The organism is Janthinobacterium sp. PC23-8 (genome assembly GCF_002250505.1).
Taxonomy (GTDB): domain Bacteria; phylum Pseudomonadota; class Gammaproteobacteria; order Burkholderiales; family Burkholderiaceae_D; genus Janthinobacterium.
The window spans coordinates 614,127-632,196 of the sequence record NZ_NJGY01000004.1 but is presented as its reverse complement, the minus strand read 5'-3'; the positions used below and the strand labels follow the sequence as shown (position 1 = coordinate 632,196).

At 59.8% G+C, this 18,070-nt stretch carries 11 protein-coding genes and 1 rRNA gene; 11 read left to right on the top strand and 1 reads right to left on the bottom strand.

All coding sequences use genetic code 11. The features are described from left to right. Positions 1-198: 198 nt before the first annotated feature. A 5S ribosomal RNA gene (gene rrf, locus CD932_RS26325) occupies positions 199-311 on the top strand. Positions 312-423: 112 nt separating this feature from the next. On the opposite strand, the gene uraH is transcribed toward rrf, so the two are convergent. Continuing rightward, positions 424-777: a hydroxyisourate hydrolase gene (uraH, locus tag CD932_RS26320; RefSeq protein ID WP_094445811.1), complete on the bottom strand. Its 354-nt coding sequence runs from the start codon at positions 775-777 to the stop codon at positions 424-426. 113 nt (positions 778-890) lie between these two features. Between uraH and puuE the strand changes: the two genes are divergently transcribed. The 10 genes from puuE (at position 891) to CD932_RS26270 (ending at position 18,068) form a co-directional block, all read left to right on the top strand. Beyond that, entirely contained in the window at positions 891-1,844 is a 954-nt protein-coding gene (gene puuE, locus CD932_RS26315; protein WP_094445810.1) for an allantoinase PuuE, read from the top strand. A gap of 98 nt (positions 1,845-1,942) precedes the next feature. Continuing rightward, complete coding sequence (gene xdhA / locus CD932_RS26310) at positions 1,943-3,409, top strand: xanthine dehydrogenase small subunit (RefSeq protein WP_094445809.1); 1,467 nt, start codon at positions 1,943-1,945, stop codon at positions 3,407-3,409. 10 nt (positions 3,410-3,419) lie between these two features. Continuing rightward, positions 3,420-5,774 carry a xanthine dehydrogenase molybdopterin binding subunit gene (gene xdhB / locus CD932_RS26305; RefSeq protein ID WP_094445808.1) on the top strand — a complete coding sequence of 785 codons (2,355 nt, stop codon included), beginning with the start codon at positions 3,420-3,422 and terminating at the stop codon, positions 5,772-5,774. Positions 5,775-5,777: 3 nt separating this feature from the next. Further along, on the top strand, positions 5,778-6,845 hold the full coding sequence (xdhC, locus tag CD932_RS26300) for a xanthine dehydrogenase accessory protein XdhC (RefSeq protein WP_094445807.1): 1,068 nt from the start codon (positions 5,778-5,780) through the stop codon (positions 6,843-6,845). Positions 6,846-6,854: 9 nt separating this feature from the next. After that, positions 6,855-8,171 (top strand): guanine deaminase, encoded by a 1,317-nt coding sequence (guaD, locus tag CD932_RS26295; RefSeq protein ID WP_094445806.1) that lies wholly within the window; start codon positions 6,855-6,857, stop codon positions 8,169-8,171. A 50-nt stretch (positions 8,172-8,221) separates the two neighbouring features. Continuing rightward, positions 8,222-9,718, top strand: a complete 1,497-nt coding sequence (locus CD932_RS26290) for an adenosine deaminase (RefSeq protein ID WP_094445805.1) — start codon at positions 8,222-8,224, stop codon at positions 9,716-9,718. A gap of 773 nt (positions 9,719-10,491) precedes the next feature. After that, complete coding sequence (locus CD932_RS26285; RefSeq protein ID WP_065307418.1) at positions 10,492-13,947, top strand: TonB-dependent receptor; 3,456 nt, start codon at positions 10,492-10,494, stop codon at positions 13,945-13,947. Between the two features lie 117 nt (positions 13,948-14,064). Continuing rightward, a complete protein-coding gene (locus CD932_RS26280; RefSeq protein WP_094445804.1) occupies positions 14,065-15,765 on the top strand; it encodes a bifunctional UDP-sugar hydrolase/5'-nucleotidase in 1,701 nt (566 codons plus the stop codon). Between the two features lie 18 nt (positions 15,766-15,783). Further along, the gene (locus CD932_RS26275; protein ID WP_094445803.1) at positions 15,784-17,004 is read left to right on the top strand and encodes a phospholipase D-like domain-containing protein; all 1,221 of its coding nucleotides are present in this window, start codon (positions 15,784-15,786) and stop codon (positions 17,002-17,004) included. Further along, on the top strand, positions 17,004-18,068 hold the full coding sequence (locus tag CD932_RS26270; RefSeq protein WP_094445802.1) for a S1/P1 nuclease: 1,065 nt from the start codon (positions 17,004-17,006) through the stop codon (positions 18,066-18,068). Before CD932_RS26275 ends, CD932_RS26270 begins: the two co-directional genes overlap by 1 nt. The last annotated feature ends 2 nt before the right edge of the window (positions 18,069-18,070 follow it).

The window sequence follows — 18,070 nt, the reverse complement described above, 5'->3', positions numbered from 1 at the left end:
GGGTGTGGAAGTGCAGTAATGCATTAAGCTAACCAGTACTAATTGCCCGTACGGCTTGTCCCTATAACCTTAGCAGGTGCAGAGGATAAGACAGTACAACGTTGCATGTGTGTTGATACCATTCATTACCCCAATCTTTGCTGCTTCCAGATTCAGGCTTTGTCGCTCCACAGAGGACAAACGCCAGTACAAGTTATGCCTGATGACCATAGCAAGTTGGTCCCACCCCTTCCCATCCCGAACAGGACCGTGAAACAACTTTGCGCCGATGATAGTGCTGCAACCAGTGTGAAAGTAGGTTATCGTCAGGCTTGTTATTCGCAGTAGAAAAACACCCCGCCAGCAATGGTCGGGGTTTTTTTTCGTCTGCAGGTTTGGTGCAGCTGTTCACCCCAACTTCGGAAGGCTGGGGTGGGTTAAATATCAGCTACCGCGATAAGTCGAATACGACCACGGCGATACTACCAGCGGTACATGGTAATTTTCATCGGTATGCGCAATGCCGAATGACAGCGTGACCAGGTCGATAAAGCGCGGCGATGGCAATTGCACGCCCTGGGCGGCAAAGTAGTCGCCGGCGTTGAAGACCAGTTCATACTGGCCCGCTTTCATGGTATCGCCTTCGAGCAAAGGCGTGCTGCAGCGGCCGTCGTGGTTGGTGACATCCATCTTCAGCAGGACCTTGCCTTCGGGCGCCACCGAAAACAGGGCGACCTTGACGCCGGCGCCGGGGCGGCCGTGGGCGATGTCGAGTACGTGCGTGCTGAGTTTTCCCATTTCTTATCCTATACGTTAACAGTGAATGTGCTTATCGCACAAATGATATACCTGTCGCCGCGCCTGGCTATATGATTGGGCATATATTTCACATTGTTCCCAAGGCGAGCCGCATGAGCACTTATGATAACTATCCGCGAGACCTGATCGGCTATGGCCGCACGCCGCCCCATCCGCAGTGGCCGGGCCAGGCTCGCATCGCTGTGCAGTTCGTGCTCAACTATGAAGAGGGCGCAGAAAACAGCGTGCTGCATGGCGATGCAGCATCGGAAACGTTTTTATCGGAAATGATCGGTGCGGCCGCCTTTCCCACGCGCCACCTGAGCATGGAATCGATCTATGAATACGGCTCGCGCGCGGGACTGTGGCGCTTGCTGCGCCTGTTCGAGGAGCGTCGCTTGCCGCTGACGGTGTTTGGCGTCTCGATGGCCTTGAAGCGCAATCCCGAAGCCGTGGCTGCCTTCCAGCAACTGGGCCATGAGATCGCCTGTCATGGCTTGCGCTGGATTTCTTACCAGAACATGGACGAGGCGACCGAGCGTGAACATATGCGCGAAGCCGTGCAGATCATCCATGAACTGACGGGCTGCGCGCCGCAAGGCTGGTACACCGGGCGCGATTCGCCCAATACGCGCAAACTGGTGGTAGAACACGGCGGCTTTCGCTATGACGCCGACTATTATGGCGACGACCTGCCATTCTGGGAAAAAGTCGCTTATACGGATGGCTATGGTGCGCCCGCCGTGCAGCCGCAGTTGATCGTGCCGTACACGCTGGACACCAACGACATGCGCTTTGCCGCCATGCAGGGGTTTAACTCCGGCACGCAGTTTTTTGATTACCTGAAAGATGCGTTCGACGTGCTGTATGCGGAGGGCGACCCGAATGGGTTGAACCAGCCGAAGATGTTGTCGGTCGGTCTGCATTGCCGCCTGGTGGGGCGGCCTGGCCGCGCGGCGGCGCTGGCGCGCTTTCTTGACTATGTGCAAGGACATGACAAGGTATGGATCACGCGCCGCATCGATATTGCCGAGCACTGGCATGCAACACATCCATTCATCGCCTGACTTTATTCATTAAGATAGATAAGTGAAATCAGTATTTGCATATAGTTGTCCGGTGTGCCGGTGTTAATCTGTACCACTAGGACCAGACCGAGGCCAGCATGTCAGAACCGATTCGTTTTTATTACCGTGGCGCCATACAGGAAGTGCATGATGCCGCGCCCACGCAGACGGTGTTGCAGCATCTGCGCGAGGATTTGCATTGCACCGGCACCAAGGAAGGTTGCGCCGAAGGCGATTGTGGCGCCTGCACGGTCGTGCTCGCCAGCCTGGTTGATGGCCAGGTGGAGATGAAGACGGTCAACGCCTGCATACAGCTGATGCCCACGCTCGACGGCAAGGCCCTGTTTTCCGTGGAAGACCTGCAACAGCCGGACGGCACCCTGCATCCGGTACAGCAGGCGATGGTGGAATGCCACGGCTCGCAATGCGGCTTTTGCACGCCGGGCTTCGTGATGTCGCTGTGGGGCATGTATCTCGATAAAAATGGCGAAACGCCCACGCGCTGCGAGATCGACGATGGCCTGTCGGGCAATCTGTGCCGCTGCACCGGCTACCGCCCGATTATCGATGCGGCCAGACGCATGAGCGAATTGCCGAAAGTGGACTTTGACCGCAATGCCCTGGCACTGCAGCTGCAAGGGTTGCGGCGCGACAGCCTGCATACTTATGCCGTGCGCGGCCAGCAATTCCATGCGCCACGCACCCTGGATGAATTGGCGCAATTGCGTGCGGAAAAACCTCAGGCCACCCTGCTGGCCGGTTCCACCGATGTAGGTTTGTGGGTAACCAAGCAGATGCGCGACCTGGGCGAGATCATTTACCTGGGCAATGTGGCGGCATTGAAAACCATTGCTGTGCAGGACGATATGCTGGAAATCGGCGCCGGCGCCAGTCTCAACGACGCCTATGCGGCCCTGTGCGAGCATTACCCGGAGGAATTGTCCGAACTGTGGCAGCGCTTTGCCTCCTTGCCGATCCGCAATACCGGCACCCTGGGCGGCAATGTCGCCAATGGCTCGCCGATCGGCGACTCGATGCCGTGGCTGATCGCGCTCGGTGCGCAGATCGTGCTGCGCGGCGCAGCCGGCCAGCGCACCATGGCGCTGGAAGATTTTTACCTCGGGTACCAAAAGAAGGATTTGCGGCCCGATGAATTTGTCGAGGCGCTGAGGGTAGCGCTGCCGCGCGAGCAGGTAAAATTTCGCACCTATAAACTGGCCAAGCGTTTTGACCAGGATATCTCGGCCGTGTGCGCCGCATTTGCTTTCGAGCTCGACGGCGAGCGCATCGTCAACGCGCGCATTGCCTTTGGCGGCATGGCGGCCACGCCGCGGCGCGCCACGCAAACGGAAACGTTCTTGCGCAATCAAACGTGGACGGAAGAAAACCTGGTGATCGCCATGGGCCTGCTGGCAGACGACTACGCGCCGTTGTCCGACATGCGCGCCTCGAACACCTATCGCATGACGACGGCGCAAAACCTGTTGCGCCGCTTCTGGCTGGAAACGCGCAGCAGCGCACCGCTGCCGCGCAGTGCATTGAACGCCTACGCTTGCCGCGCTTGAAAGGACCAGCATGAACCATCCTGTCACGCCTGAACTGCAAGCGGCCGCCTGGGCCGCCGTCGGCAAACCGAGCCCGCATGAATCGGCGCAATTGCATGTGCTGGGGCAAGCGACCTATACCGACGATATTGCCGAACTGCAGGGTACCTTGCACGCGGCGCTGGGCCTGTCGCAAAAGCCGCATGCGCGCATTACCGCCATGGATTTGTCCAAAGTGCGCGCCAGCGTGGGCGTCACCGCCGTGTTCACTGCCAAGGACATTCCCGGCACCAACGATTGCGGCCCCATTATCCATGACGACCCCATCCTGGCCGAGGCTCTGGTGCAGTATGTGGGCCAGCCCCTCTTTATCGTCGTGGCCGACACCCACGACCATGCGCGCCGCGCCGCGCGGCTGGCGCAAGTGACGTATGAAGAGTTGCCGGCGATTATGACGCCGCAGGCGGCGAAGGCGGCGCAATCGTATGTGCTGCCGCCGATGCGGCTGACGCGCGGCGACTGCCAGGCGGCGTTCGAGCGGGCGCCGCATATGGTCAAGGGGCAGCTCTATGTTGGTGGGCAGGAACAGTTTTACCTGGAAGGCCAGATTTCCTACGCCATACCGAAAGAAGCGCAGGGCATGCTGGTGCTGTGCTCGACCCAGCACCCGAGCGAGATGCAGCATGTGGTGGCGCATGCGTTGGGCGTGCCTTCGCATAACATCGCGGTCGAATGCCGGCGCATGGGCGGCGGCTTCGGCGGCAAGGAGTCGCAGTCGGCGCTGTGGGCGGCGGCGGCATCGATTGCAGCGGCGAAATTGAAACGCCCGGTCAAGCTGCGTGCCGACCGCGACGACGACATGCTGGTCACGGGCAAGCGCCATTGCTTCTATTATGAATATGAAGTCGGCTATGACGAGACCGGCAAGATACTCGCCGCCAAAGTCGACATGACCTCGCGCGCCGGCTATTCGGCGGACCTGTCGGGACCGGTTGCCACGCGCGCCGTCTGCCATTTCGATAACACTTATTATTTGTCCGACGTCGATATCCGCGCCGCCTGTGGCAAGACCAATACGCAGTCGAACACGGCGTTTCGTGGTTTTGGCGGGCCGCAAGGCGCGATTGCCATCGAGTATGTGATCGACGAAATCGCGCGCCATCTGCGGCGCGACGCGCTCGATATCCGCCTGCTCAACTTCTATGGGCGCGACGGCAGCGAAGGACGCAACGTCACGCCCTATGGCCAGGTGATTGTCGATAATGTGATCCATGAACTGGTGGCCGAACTCGAGCAGAGCAGCGACTATCGCGCGCGCCGCATCGCCATCGATGCGTACAACGAGTCGAGTCCGGTGCTGAAAAAGGGGCTGGCCTTGACGCCATTGAAGTTTGGCATCGCCTTCAATGTCAGCCACCTGAACCAGGCCGGTGCGCTGGTGCACGTGTATGTCGACGGTTCCGTGCTGGTCAATCATGGCGGCACGGAAATGGGGCAGGGCATCAATACCAAGGTGATGCAGGTGGTCGCGCATGAACTGGGCCTGGACCTGGAACGGGTGCGCGCTACCGCCACCGATACCAGCAAGGTCGCCAACACGTCCGCCACGGCGGCCTCCACCGGCGCCGACCTGAACGGCAAGGCGGCGCAGGATGCGGCGCGCCAGATCCGCGAACGCATGCGCGATTACGCCGTCAAACTGTATGGCGGCGCGGCGGCCGATGTGCGTTTCTTCGACAACCATATCCACGTCAACGGCCATGTGCTGCCGTTTCCTGAGCTGGTGCAAAAAGCCTACCTGGCCCGCGTGCAGCTGTGGTCGGACGGCTTTTATGCCACGCCCGGCCTGCACTGGGACGCGAAGACCATGACCGGCCACCCGTTTTCCTACTACGCCTATGGCGCGGCGGTGGCCGAAGTGGTGGTCGACACATTGAGCGGCGAATGGAAGCTGCTGCGCGCCGACGCCCTGTACGATGCGGGCCAGTCGCTCAATCCCGCCATCGATATCGGCCAGGTGGAAGGCGCGTTTATCCAGGGCATGGGCTGGCTGACGACGGAAGAGCTGTGGTGGAATGAAGCGGGCAAACTGATGACGCATGCGCCGTCGACCTACAAGATTCCCGGCATTTCCGATTGCCCCGAAGATTTTCGTGTCCGGCTGTTCCAGAACCGCAATGTGGAAGACAGCATCCACCGCTCGAAAGCCGTGGGCGAGCCGCCGCTGCTGCTGCCGTTTTCCGTCTTCTTTGCGATCCGCGACGCCATTTCCAGCGTCGGCGGCCATGCCGTGCAACCGCCCTTGAACGCACCGGCCACCAGCGAGGAAATCCTCAAGGCCGTGATGGCGGTGCAAGCGGCGTCCACCGTGGCTACGCAGGAGTAAGGCATGCATGACTGGCTGACAGCACTGGCCAACGACACGGTCCCTTCGGTACTGGTGACGGTGGCCCTGGTCGAAGGCTCGGGGCCGCGCGAAGCGGGCGCCAGGATGCGCGTCACCAATGAAAGTCAGCTGGACACCATCGGCGGCGGCCACCTGGAATTACGCGCGGTGGAAATTGCCAGGACCATGCTGGCGACCGGTGCCACGCGGGCGAAACTGGAACGCTTTGCGCTTGGTCCCAGCCTGGGCCAGTGCTGCGGCGGCGTGGTGTACCTGGCGTTCGAGCCGGTCGGCGACGGCATCCATGCCCAGCTGCACACCTTGCGCGCAAGACGCCAGCACGACAGCTGGCGTGTCAGTGCGCTCGATGGCGAACCGGCTTCGATGTTGTTCGATACTGATGGGAAATGGCTGGCTGGCAAGCCGGGCCAGGCGCCCGCCACCTTTTCGCGTGAGCGCGGCACCCATGTGGCGCAAGATGAACATGGCCGGCGCTGGCTGGTCGACCCTTGCCTGGCGCCGCGCGCCCACCTGACCTTGTTCGGCGCCGGCCATGTAGGCGCGGCCATTGTGCGCGCATTGGCGCACTTGCCCTGCAATGTCACCTGGGTCGATGAACGCGAGGACATGTTCCCGGCGCAATTACCGGATAATGTGCGCATCGCCGCCACCGATACGCCGGAGCAATTTGTGGCCCTGGCGCCGGCCGGCGGCAGTTTCCTCGTCATGACGCACAGTCACGCGCTGGACCAGCGTTTGACGGAAGCGATCATGGCGCGGGACGCCGCCGGCTGGTTCGGGCTGATCGGCTCGCATACGAAACGCAAGCAGTTCGAACACCGCCTGCAGGCCAAGGGCGTATCCGATGAACGCATCGCCGCCATGGTCTGCCCGATCGGCATGCCCGGCATCGCCAACAAGGCGCCGGCCGTGATTGCCGCCTCGGTGGCCTGTCAATTATTAATGGTGTGGGAGCAGGCTGCTGCAGCGGCCTGGGCCACGCCGCTGCGGCTGGTCAATGCCAGTACGCCATCGCGCCGCGTACCGCGCGCCGCGTTTTACCCGTCATAGAAAGTCGTCATGTCCATCGTTCCAGTTTCCTTGCAAGCCTACCGTGCCAGCTTGCTGCACTTCCACGCCGATCCCGCGTTCAGCGAGGAGGCCCACACTTTCCATCTTGATGGCTTGCTGATCGTCGCCGACGGCAAGGTGGTGGCGGCCGGCGAACACGACCGCTTGTTGCCTACCTTGCCGGCCGGTACCGAGGTGATCGACTACCGCGGCAAGCTGATCGTGCCGGGCTTTATCGATACCCACTTGCACTTCCCGCAGACGGAGATGATCGCCTCGCCGGCGCCAGGCCTGCTGCCGTGGCTGGAAACCTATACCTTTCCCACCGAGCGCGCGTTTGAAGACCCGGTCCATGCGCGCAATGTGGCCGAATTTTTCCTTGATGAGTTGCTGCGCTGCGGCACCACCACCGCCATGGTGTATGGCAGCGTGCATCCGCAATCGGTCGACGCCTTCTTTGGCGCCAGCGAAGCGCGCGGCCTGCGCATGGTGGCCGGCAAGGTGATGATGGACCGCAACTGCCCCGAGTTCCTGCGCGATACGGCCGAGTCCGGCGCGCGCGACAGCGAGGCGCTGATCCTGCGCTGGCACAAGCGCGGCCGTTCGCTGTATGCGATCACGCCGCGTTTTGTGCCCACCTCCAGCAATGAGCAGGTGCACCTGGCGGGCGAATTGGCGCGCGCCTATCCTGACACCTTTTTGCAGACCCATGTGTCGGAAAACGAAGACGAGTGCCGCTGGGTGCGCGAACTGCATCCGCAGGCGCGCAGCTACCTGGACGTGTACGACCACTACGGCATGTTGCGCCCACGCGCCATGTTTGGCCACTGCATCTGGCTCGACGAGCGCGACCGCGCGCGCATGGCCGAAACCGACTCGGCGGCGGCCATCTGCCCGACCTCGAACCTGTTCCTCGGTAGTGGGCTGTTCGATTTTGAAAAGGCCGATGCGGCGCGCGTGCCGCTGTCGCTGGCCACTGACGTGGGCGGCGGCACCTCGTTCTCAATGTTGCAAACCATGAACGAAGCCTATAAAGTAGCACGCTTGAAAGGCAGTTACCTGCCCGCCTTGCGCATGTTTTACCTGGCCACCCTGGGTGCCGCGCGCGCCATGCAGCTCGAGGGTGTCATCGGCAATTTCGCGCCCGGCACGGAAGCGGACTTTATCGTGCTCGACAAGAAAGCCACGCCGCTGCTCGAGCGCCGCACGGCCGCCTGCCAGAGCCTGGAGGAGCTGCTGTTTGCCCTGGCGCTGCTCGGCGACGACCGCGCCGTGGCCGCGACCTATTCGGGCGGGGCCTGCGTGCATGTGCGGGGGCAGGGCTGAGCCGGACTTGCTTTACATTTTCAACCCTACCACCCTGATCGGGACTCCTGATGCAAAAGCAATTTACTCGCCTGGCCTTGAGCGTGGCATTGGCACTGTCCGCGTCGGCGGCCACCCACGCCGCCAGTCCGGCTGCCAACGAAGCGGCCACCGCCCGCCATTTTGCCGCGCTGGTGTCCGGTAGCCAGCCCAAAACAGCCGAGCTGAGCCTGTTCTTTTCCATGATGCCCAAGGGCGGCGACCTGCATCACCATTACTCGGGCGCCATCTACGCCGAGCAATTCCTGGAGTGGGTCGACAAGGAAAAATACTGCGTCAACAAAACAACGTACCGCATCGAAAGCCGCAAAGAGGTGGTCGCGTTTGAACGCGCCAAGCCGGCCGGCCAGCGCACCTGCCTGTCCTCGACCGAAGTGTTTGCCGATGCGGGCCTGTATGCGGAACTGCTGCAGCGCTGGTCGACCAAGGATTTCTACAACCATAGCGGCCAGCAAACGCCACCCGACCGCACCTTCTTCGACACTTTCGGCTATTTTGGCCCGGTCGCATCGAGCAATACTGGTGAAGGCCTGAAAACGCTCAAGCTGCGCGCGATAGCCGAAAACCTGAGCTATATCGAAACCATTTTCGAGTTGTCGCCTTTTGTGTCGAACCCGCAATTCGACCAGCAAGTGCTGACCCCCGGCATGCAGCCCGAGGCCCTGCAGACCGTGCTGGCGAACTGGACGCAGCAGCTGGAGCAAGATAGCGCCTTCCAGAAAAGCATCGCTGCCTATAACGACAACGTGAACACCAGCAGCGCCGGCATCGACGACGCCAACTTCACCATGCGCTACCAGGCCTATGTGCTGCGCTTTTTGTCGCCGTCGCAAGTGTACTCGTCGATGTTGGCCGGCTTCAAGGCGGCCAGCCTGAACCCGCTGGTGGTCGGCGTCAATATCGTCGGCCAGGAAAGCGTGAATGTGTCCATGCGCGACTACAGCCTGCATATGGAAATGTTCAGGTTTCTCAAGGCCAAGTATCCGAACGTCAAAATTGCCCTGCATGCGGGCGAGCTGGCGCTGGGCATGGTGCCGCCCGAAGGTATGGCTTTCCATATCGCCGAAGCGGTCGACGTGGCTGGCGCCAACCGCATCGGCCACGGCATGGATATCGCGTATGAAACCCATGCGCTGGCCACCATGCAAAAGATGCGCGCGCGCGGCATCGCGGTGGAAGTGAACCTGACCAGCAATGACTATATTCTTGGCGTCAAAGGCCAGGCCCACCCCGTCACCCTGTACCGCAAGTACGGCGTGCCGTTCGTGATCTCGACCGACGATGCCGGTGTGTCTCGAAATACCCTGTCGAACGAGTACGTGCTGTTTGCCAGCCAGTACAAGACCGATTACGCGCAAATCAAGCAGCTGTCGTACAACAGCCTGCGCTATTCCTTCCTGGCTGAGGCGGATAAACAACGGTTGTTGAAATCGCTGGCTGCGCGTTTTGCCACATTCGAAGCGCAAATTGCCGCCTCGGACGCAGCGGGCAAGACCATCAAGCCGTAACTTGCCTTTACATTAAAACTGACGCTCTCAGGGCGGCCGGGTTCTCCGGTCGCCCGACGCTTCCCTTCCCCGCTTTTCCCGCTGTTTTTCTGCTAATTTTGTGGCTGTCAAGCGACACAATCTTGGACAGATATCGCTCTTTTTCTGTTTTCTTATATGAATCAATTTCAAGCACAATTTGCTCACTTATAATCTCGCGCCATCAGCTTATGCCGCCATGTCACACAATTTTTTCCCTGCAACTTTCCTGTAATTTATACTTTAAATATATAAATGTATAAGAAAAAACGTATTTGTCATCCATTTTTCGATGATGCATAGTGAGATGAGGCTGAACGTAAAAAGTCACAATTTGCTTTGAGGTTGCGGCAAATAGAACGGTTTTTCGCAGTAGATCAGATGACATGCGCAGTGAAAACAACAGATTTGTTGTTCTGCTTCCAAATTCACGACGTGTCTTGGCCGTGTCACAGTCCTGAAATATTTAACAATTACACTTGCCGGCTAAACTGTATCGCCGGTCATGCAGCAACACCGTGTCACAGGAGCTAGCGCCTTGTGTCATGGACCAAATGGCATTGCTGCGGGAGTGTTTTGACTGAATCGAAATGGCTGTGATGGTGGAAACACAAGGTAGACAGGTCCCGTCAAAACCTGTCCAGCCTGGCCGGCGTAACAGTTGCAATATAGTAAAGAGGAAATAGCGTGGTGGTGTTGCCGAGCGGCAGGCCTATCCGGTATTTCAAAATAATAGTCTTTTTTGGGGTTACAAGATGATCAATCACAAACGACTTCGGCTGACGCAAATCGCGCTAAGCCTGTCTATCGCTCTGGCGGCCGCACCATCGTTCGCACAGAATACGACTTCCTCCATCGGCGGACGCATTTCCTCCAGCAACGGCCAGCCTGCGGCCGGCGCTACCGTCACCATCGTGCACACCGAATCGGGTTCCGTCAGCAATGTGACGACCGATGCGGAAGGGCGCTACGTCGCTCGCGGCCTGCGCGCCGGCGGTCCTTACACCATCACCGTCACCAAGGACGGCCAGATTGAAAAGCGCGAAGGCGTGTACGTGCAACTGGCGGAAACGGCCAGTGTGGACGCCACCCTGGGCGCGCAGATGCAGACCGTGAACGTGACCGGCACAGGCGCGCGCGCGCAAATTTTTAATCGCAGCAATATGGGTGCCGGCACCAATATCGGCGCGAATGAACTGGCGATGCAGGCATCGATCCAGCGCAATCTGCAAGATTACGCCCGCGCCGACCCGCGTGTTTCGCAGACCGACAAAGAGCGCGGCGAATTGTCCGTAGCTGGTCAGAACTCGCGCTACAACTCGATGACCATCGATGGCGTGGCGGTGAATGACACCTTCGGCCTGGAATCGAATGGCAGCCCGACTGCCAAGCAGCCTATCTCGATCGACGCGATCCAGTCGGTCCAGGTGAACGTCGCCAATTACGACGTTACGCAAAAAGGCTATACCGGCGCCAATATCAATGCCGTGACCAAGTCCGGCACCAATGAATTCAAGGGCAGCGTCTATTACGTTTTCCGTAATGACAAGATGGCAGGCGATCGTTATAACAACGCGAAAGACACCTATTACTCGCCAGAAAAATTCCGCGAAACCACCAAGGGCGCTTCCGTTGGCGGCCCGCTGATCCAGGATAAACTGTTCTTCTTTGCCAACAAAGAAAAGCTGGAAAGCACGCGTACCGCACCGAGCTTTGGCCCGCTGGGCAGTTCCATGACCAACGTCGGTGTCACCCAGTCGGCGATCGACCAGGCGCGCGCCATTGCCCAGAGTCAGTATGGCTTGAACATCGGCACGACCGAGGTGCCGGCCGGTACCAAGATGACGGTGGACGATACTTTGCTGAAACTGGACTGGAATATCAATGACAACCATCGCGCGATGGTCCGTTATTCGAAAACCGATCAGTCCGAGCCGATGTTTACCGGCGTAACGTCAAGTGGCATCGCCTTGAACAGCGCCTGGCGTCAACAAAACAAGACAATCGAAACGACGGTCGGTCAATGGTTTGCCGACTGGACGCCAACGTTCTCGACCGAGTTCAAAGTATCGTCGCGCGACTATGAAAGTTTGCCGAAAAACAATTCCACGCTGCCGACCATGGCGCTGCAGTTTTCCGGCGCATTGCCAGCCGGCTCGCCTGCGGGCGTGTCGACCAGCAACCGTTACCTGAACTTTGGTACTGACCAGTCCTACCAGCATAACGAACTGCGCACCAAGACCAAGGATGTCTATCTGGGCGCTAACTGGGCTCTGGGTGACCATGAAGTGAAATTCGGTAGCGATTTCAGCAAGAACGACATTTACAATGCGTATCTGCAGAACATCAATGGCAACTATAACTTTGCCTGTATTAACAACGTAGCGTATTCGTTTGTGCCGAAAAATCCCGATGGCACGACCACGTTCAATTGCAGTACTGCAAGTTCTGCGATTCATCAGCAAGCTGTGCTGGAAAACTTCCGCATAGGTCGCCCCAATGGCTATCAGGTACAGGTACCGGTGCCTGGCGGTTCCCTGCAAAACGCCATCTCCGACTTCAGCATGAAGAACTATGGTTTCTTCGCGCAAGATGTCTGGACCATCAACAAGCAGCTGACCATTCAATACGGCGTGCGCGTCGATAAGGCGGGCATCAGCGATCGTCCGTTGCGCAATGTGCCAGCAGCCGCCCCGACCGTCGCAGGTGTCGTCAACCTTGCTGACACTCGTCGTGGCGGTACCGCGCAGACCGGTGGTTTTGGTCTGGACAATACGCAGACCATCGATGGACAGACTTTGGTACAGCCACGTGTCGGCTTCAATTACAAGTTCGAGAGCGCCCGCCCAACGCAATTGCGTGGTGGTTTCGGCCTGTTCCAGGGCGCGGCCGCTTCGGTCTGGCTGTCCAACCCATTCTCCAATCCTGGCGTTGCCACGGCAGTGATCGGTTGCGGTACTGGCTTCGCCGTAGCGTGCCCAAGCGTTGGCGGTACCTTCAATCCTGATCCAAACAACCAGCCGACCAATATTGGCGCAACGCCTGCCAACAACGTCGACTTCCTGTCGCCTGAGCTGCGTCAACCGTCGATCTGGAAAGGCAACCTGGCGTTCGAGCATGAGTTGCCATGGATGGGTCTGGTATTCGGCGCTGAATACCTGCGTACACAGAACAAAGACGCGATTTACTACGAGAATTTGAATCTGGGCACAGCAACCCGTACCGGTACCGATGGCCGTGCGCTGTATTACACCGCCAATGCCTATAACACCGCTTGCTGGACTTCCAATGGCGGTCTGAGCACAACTGCCGCTGCAAGCTGCGCTAACGCCAGCAACCGCGCGTTGAAGAACATCAACTACAATAATGTGTTGCTTGCAAAGAAAACTGACAAAGGTGCAGGTAATCTGGTCACGCTGTCGTTGACCCAGCCGATGAGCAAGGGTTTTGGCTGGTCGGTTGCTTATACCTATACCGATGCAACCGAAGTTGCGCCACTGACGTCGTCCGTGTCGAATTCGAACTTCAATGCCCGCGCCATTCTCAACCCGAATGAAAACATTGCAGCCAATTCAAGCTATCTGGTTAAAGACCGTTTCAATGCTGTCTTCAACTGGCAGCAGCGCTTTTTCGACAACTACAAGACCACCTTTGGTCTGTTCTATGAAGGCCGCAAGGGCAAGCCATACAGCTGGACTTACAACAATGACTTGAACGGCGACGGCGTCAACGGCAATGACCTGATGTACATTCCATCGCGTCCAGGTTCCGGTGAAGTGGTCTTCCGTGGCGATACCGCCACCAGCCATGCCAATGAAGACCGTTTCTGGGCATTTGTGAACGGCAATGGTGACCTGCGCAATACCGCTGGCGGCGTGACCAAGCGTAATGGCAGCTTCTCGCCATGGACCAACAGCTTTGACATGCGCATCAGTCAAGAAGTGCCAGGCTTCTTCAAGGGCAACAAAGGCGTGTTCACCATGGACTTCTTTAACGTGGGCAACATGATCAACCGCAAGTGGGGGCGTATCAATGAAATGGCTTTCCGCTCCGCCGGTGGCCAGACGCGCAACTTCGTTGACTTTGCCGGCCTCGATGCAAACGGTCGCTATATCTACCAGGTGCGTGACAAGGTAGAGGACTACACCGTGCGTCAACAAAAAGGCGAGTCCCAATGGGCGCTGCAAGCAACGGTCAAGTACGAATTCTGATCGTGACTGCCTTGTAAGTTAGCAAGCTCGAAACGGCTGGTGGCGACACCAGCCGTTTTTTATCGACCAGATGTTTTTCCCTTTTTTCCTTTTTATTTTTTCAAGACTGTCGATTCCATGGTGATTTTTCCACGCACTCCATTGGCCCGCGCGGCCCTGATCCTGGCACTTGCCACGCTGGCTGGCTGCGCCACGCCGCCGCGCGGCCCGGTCGAACTCAACCTGGTCGCCCTGAATGATTTCCATGGCAATCTCGACAGCAGCAAATTCACTTACACCAGCGTCAACGATCCCGCCCGCAAGGTCACCGTGCAGGCCGGCGGCATCGATGTGCTGTCCGGCGCCCTCAAGGCCTGGCGCCGTGAAGATGCACAACTGATTTTTGTCGGCAATGGCGACCTGGTGGGCGCCAGCCCCGCCATGTCGTCCCTGTGGGCCGATGAGCCCAGCATCGTTGCCATGAATATGCTGGGCATGACGGCCAGCTCGGTCGGCAACCACGAATTTGACCAGGGCAAGGCGGAATTGCTGCGCCAGCAGCGCGGCGGCTGCGACTCCGCACGCGCCGACAAGGCCTGCCAATACAGCCCGCAGTTTCCCGGCGCCAGCTATAGCTACCTGGCCGCCAATGTGATCGACACGCAAACAGGCAAGTCGTTGTTGCCCGCGTACAAGATTGAACACGCGCATGGCGTGAAAGTGGGCCTGATCGGCGCCGTGCTGAAAGACACGCCGTCCGTGGTGACGGCGGCCGGCATTGCCGGCCTGCAGTTTGGTGACGAAGCCGACGCCATCAACGCCACCTTGCCGGCGCTGCGGGCGCAAGGGGTCAACGTGTTCGTGGTGCTGCTGCACCAGGGCGGCGAGACGGAAGAATTCATCGACCAGCCCGACTGCGGCAAGCTGCATGGCCCCGTGATCGATGTCGTCAGGCGCCTCGATCCGGCCATTCAACTGGTGATCAGTGGCCATTCGCACCAGGGCTATCTGTGCCGCGTCGATGGCCGGCTGGTCACGCAGGCGCAGATGGGCGGCCATATGCTCACGCGCATCAAGCTCAAGGTCGATACCGATAAAAATGCGGTGCTCGACGCCAGCGCGCAGAACGTCGTGATGTTGCCCGGCATGTTCGAACCGGACCAGCAAGTGGCCGCCTACCTGGCCGCAGTCAAACAGCGCAGCCTGGCTGAACTGTCGCGCCCGGTAGCAAAGATTGCCGTGCCGCTGGTCGGCCGCAGCACCAAGGGCAGCGGCGCCTCGGCGCTGGGCGACCTGGTGGCCGACAGTACCCTGTCCGGCGCGCGCGCCTTTGGTGCCCAGATCGGGCTGATGAACAATGGCGGCATCCGCAAGGACCTGGAAGCGGGTCCCGACCTGATGACCAATGTGGGCCAGAACCAGGCGGTGGTGCCGTTCGGCAATACCCTGATCGTCGTCAGCCTGTCGGGCGCGCAGATCCACAGCTTGCTGGAACAGCAATGGCCCGATGCCACAGCCGACGAGGGCAATCTGCTGCAGGTCTCCGAAGGTTTTAGCTACCGCTGGGACAGCACCCGCCCGCAAGGCCAGCGCGTGCTGCCGGGCAGCATTATGCTCGATGGCGTGGCGCTCCAGGATGAGCAGCAATACCGGGTCGCCGTCAACAGTTTCCTGGCCGGCGGCGGCGACCGTTTTACCGTGCTGGCCAACGGTACGCGCCGCCTGGAGACGGGCGTGCGCGATATCGACGCCTTCAGCAATTACCTGATTGCCCGCGCGCGCGCCGGCAAGCCGGCCGGCAGCGCCACTGCGGCGGGCCGCATCGTGCGCGTCAACTAATCACTACAAGGAAAACCCATGCGTCGTTTATTCGTTTCCGTTCTGCTGAGCAGCCTGTTCGCGGGCAGCGCCCACGCCGATTTCACGATTCCCGGCTTTGAGCTGGTGCACACCTCGCCGGTGGAAACCACGCTGGCCAATCCGGACCTGCGCGAACCCGTTGCGGTATGGCGCGAACTGTTCGACTCGGCAAAAAACGAGATCGTCCTGGCCCAGTTCTACGCCGTCACTAAACCAGGCACGGCCTTTGAAAAAGTGCTGGCCAGCCTGACGGCCGCCGGCCAGCGCGGCGTGAAGATCCGCTTCCTGCTCGATTTGAAAGGCGTGGGCCTGTCGGAGCCGGCCACCATCGAGCAACTGAAGGCGATTCCCAACCTGGAACTGCGCATTATCGATTTTAATAAAATCACCGGCAACGGCATCGTGCATGCCAAATACCTGGCCGTCGACGGCAAGGTCGCGTATATCGGCAGCCAGAATTTCGACTGGCGCTCGTTCGAGCATATCCATGAAACGGGCTTGAAAATCACCGAATTGGCCATCGTTTCCCAGGTGCAGGCGATTTTCGAACAGGACTGGCAGGCGCAGGCCCTGACGGCCAAAGGCGGGCGCGCCACCGTGCTCAACAGCAAAACGGTGCCGGCCAACTATGCGCAGAACGCCTTCTTGCTGGCCAGCCCGAACGCGTATAACCCGCTTGGCGTCGGCGACTCGGAAAGCGGCTTGCCGGCCTTGCTGGCCGACGCCAAAAGCGAAGTGCGCATCCAGTTGCTCGACTACGCCCCGCTGTCGTATGGTCCGAATCGCACGCGGCCGTATTACGCCGTGATCGACAACGCCGTGCGCGCGGCCGCCCAGCGTGGCGTGAAAATCAAATTGATGGTATCGGCCTGGAACACGGAAGCGCCGGCGATCGCCTACCTGAAAAGCCTGGCGCTGGTGCCCAACGTCGAGATCCGCATCGTGACGATTCCCGCTGCCTCGACCGGTTTTATTCCGTTTGCACGCGTGATCCACAGCAAGACCATGACCATCGACGGCAAGCTGGCCTGGGTCGGCACCAGCAACTGGGCCGGCGGCTATTTTGACCTGTCGCGCAACCTGGAAGTGGTGCTGCGCAGCGAGGCGATGGCGCAGCGCCTGGCGGCCTTGCATGAGCAAACCTGGAGTTCCGGCTACGCCCAGCCGCTCGATATCAACAAGCAGTATCCGAAACCAGCCAAGGGGACGCCACAGTGATGAAGAAACTGAGCTGTGCGCTGGCGCTGGCTGGCACCTTTATGACCGGCAATGCGCTGGCCTGGGGCACTGACGGCCACCGCGCCGTGGGAGCGATTGCCGACCAGTTGCTCAAGGGTAGCGCGGCCCAGGCGCATGTTGCCGCCTTGCTGCTGCCCGGCGAGACGCTTGAATCGATTGCCAACTGGCCCGACTGCGTGAAGGGGACGTATTGCGGCCCGCAAACGCCCGAAATGCTGGCCTATGTGGCGCAAAACCCCAGGCACAGCGAATACCACTACACCGATATTGCCTTCCAGAACGCGCACTATCGCGATGGCGCCGTGGGCAGCGCCGACAACGATATCGTGCAGACCTTGAAACAGGCGATCCTGGTGTTGCAGGGAAAAAGCGATGCGACCAGCAATCCGCACCAGTTCACGCCGCGCCAGGCGCTGATCCTGCTCACGCATATGGTTGGCGATATCCACCAGCCTTTGCATGTGGGCGCCGCGTATCTGGCCAAAGACGGCCATTTTGTGGTGCCGGAAACCCAGGCACAGATCGATGGCATGGCGATTTTCGATGCACGCGGCGGCAACAATTTGCTCCTGGATGACGCGCGGATCACGGCGCTGTCAGAGGCTGTGATCCCCGCGGCGTTGCCTGTGCAAGAGGCGGCGCCGAAACCTGCCGCCTATCCGCAGTCGCCAACCCGGCCGCTGCACTCTTACTGGGACAGCACCGTGGTCGACTATGCGATGCGGCGCCTGTCGACGCGCACGCCGCGCCAGTTTGCGCAGACCGTGATCGCCGGCCAGCCTGAGGTGCCCGGCAACAGCGGCGAGCCGTCCACCTGGCCGTATCAGTGGGCCGATGTCTCGCTGGCCGCGTCAAAAATCGCGTATGCCGGTGTGGTGGCCGGGCCGGCCACGCAGCAGACCAGCCGCAAGGGTGAGCCATATTATGTGTGGTCCCTGAGCGTGCCTGATGACTACCCCGTGCCCAGCTCGGCGCTGGCGAAAACGCAGCTGATCAATGGCGGCTATCACCTGGCGGCGGTGCTGCAAGCGATCTGGCCTTGATG

Bases quoted from the DNA above. Each gene is read 5' to 3' on its own strand.
- CD932_RS26290 (WP_094445805.1), top strand. From the start codon at position 8,222: ATGCAAAAGCAATTTACTCGCCTGGCCTTGAGCGTGGCATTGGCACTG.
- CD932_RS26275 (WP_094445803.1), top strand. From the start codon at position 15,784: ATGCGTCGTTTATTCGTTTCCGTTCTGCTGAGCAGCCTGTTCGCGGGC.
- xdhC (WP_094445807.1), top strand. From the start codon at position 5,778: ATGCATGACTGGCTGACAGCACTGGCCAACGACACGGTCCCTTCGGTA.
- xdhA (WP_094445809.1), top strand. From the start codon at position 1,943: ATGTCAGAACCGATTCGTTTTTATTACCGTGGCGCCATACAGGAAGTG.
- puuE (WP_094445810.1), top strand. From the start codon at position 891: ATGAGCACTTATGATAACTATCCGCGAGACCTGATCGGCTATGGCCGC.
- guaD (WP_094445806.1), top strand. From the start codon at position 6,855: ATGTCCATCGTTCCAGTTTCCTTGCAAGCCTACCGTGCCAGCTTGCTG.
- CD932_RS26285 (WP_065307418.1), top strand. From the start codon at position 10,492: ATGATCAATCACAAACGACTTCGGCTGACGCAAATCGCGCTAAGCCTG.
- CD932_RS26280 (WP_094445804.1), top strand. From the start codon at position 14,065: ATGGTGATTTTTCCACGCACTCCATTGGCCCGCGCGGCCCTGATCCTG.
- xdhB (WP_094445808.1), top strand. From the start codon at position 3,420: ATGAACCATCCTGTCACGCCTGAACTGCAAGCGGCCGCCTGGGCCGCC.
- CD932_RS26270 (WP_094445802.1), top strand. From the start codon at position 17,004: ATGAAGAAACTGAGCTGTGCGCTGGCGCTGGCTGGCACCTTTATGACC.
- uraH (WP_094445811.1), bottom strand. From the start codon at position 777: ATGGGAAAACTCAGCACGCACGTACTCGACATCGCCCACGGCCGCCCC.